The organism is Actinomyces israelii DSM 43320 (assembly GCF_000711965.1).
In the GTDB taxonomy this organism is placed as follows: domain Bacteria; phylum Actinomycetota; class Actinomycetes; order Actinomycetales; family Actinomycetaceae; genus Actinomyces; species Actinomyces israelii.
Map to the genome: position 1 here is coordinate 1 of NZ_JONS01000102.1, position 1,202 is coordinate 1,202.

1 protein-coding gene is annotated in these 1,202 nt (G+C 67.9%); it reads left to right on the forward strand.

Going from position 1 to position 1,202, the window contains the following annotated elements; translation table 11 throughout:
- The first annotated feature begins 259 nt into the window (after positions 1 to 259).
- Positions 260 to 451 carry a hypothetical protein gene (locus O145_RS18540; protein WP_156966831.1) on the forward strand — a complete coding sequence of 64 codons (192 nt, stop codon included), beginning with the start codon at positions 260 to 262 and terminating at the stop codon, positions 449 to 451.
- The last annotated feature ends 751 nt before the right edge of the window (positions 452 to 1,202 follow it).

Below are 1,202 nucleotides of genomic sequence, written 5' to 3' on the forward strand. Positions count from 1 at the left end.
GAAGGCGAGCCGGTCGTTCTTCGGGGCACTGAGCCTGACGACCAAGAAAATGAGAATCTACCCCATCGAGGGAAACCAGAACGCCGAGCAGACCCGCCCTCATGAACGGGTCGCCTGGCGCGCGAGACCGATGAGAAAAAGAAGATCGCGGTCGTCCTGGACAACGCCAGGTTCCACCACGCCAAGGCCTTGAATAATTTTTGCCTTGAATAATCTTTATGCCCCCGGTCAGGCTCTAGAGCGCATCACACCCATCTACATGCCCCCTACGCCCCCGACCTTGGGTCCCACAGAACACGTGTGGAACGCCGCCAGAGCCAACATCGACAACCTCCGCGCGCTCGCCCCACAGAACACCTTCGCGCCCCTCACCGCCTACATCACCAACCGCACCTTCGACTACGACTTCGAGCACCTACCAGTCACACCACCACACACCGATCTTGTTTAATTCCAGCCATATTACGCCTGGCTGGGCCGGGAGCCATCAAGAACCGTGCGACGCAGGAAAGAGCTCAGCGCCTTGGTCGAGTGGGTCCTCAACAGCTCCCGCACCACCCTGTGGGTACCGCCGTACTCACGCCGCCGGGGCCCGCAGGGGCGTTGAGACGAGCCCGGACACGGTGCGCTCCGTCATGCGTGAGCAGGGCCCGCCAGGCCGCGGCCCCGCCGAGAGGGACCCGGCGCCACCGCCCCCGGGGCCGCCGGGCCCTGGGCCCGCGCCCCGACCTGGTCCGGCGGGACTCCCGCCGCCGGCCAGCCGGGAGAGCAGGTGGGTGGGCGATATCCACCTGTATCCGCACCTGGGAGGGGTTCGTGTACCTGGCGACCGTTGCCGGGCTGCTGCACGAGGAAAGCGGTCGGGGACGCGATTGGGGCGACAGCACGTGGCACCGGCCCCTGGTGTGCGAGGCGATCGGTATGGCGGCCCGCAGGCGCCCGCACGCGACAGGGGGAGACGATCCACCCCGCCCCGGACCCGCGGCACCCTGGCACGCCTCCGCCCAGGTCGCCGACCACCCGGAGGACCACGGAGCTCGCCCTCCGGGCGGGCAGGACCAGGGCGTGCTGGGCGGGCGCCCGGGCGGAAGCCGGCGGGCGCCGCCTTCAAGGAACGAGAGGGTCTATCAGATGGTCCACCACCGCAAGAAGCAAGACCATCCGGGATACTGCCTCCCAGGTCGAGCCCGGTACACACGATC

Coding starts and splice junctions, on each gene's coding strand:
- O145_RS18540 (WP_156966831.1), top strand. CDS start 260: ATGCCCCCTACGCCCCCGACCTTGGGTCCCACAGAACACGTGTGGAAC.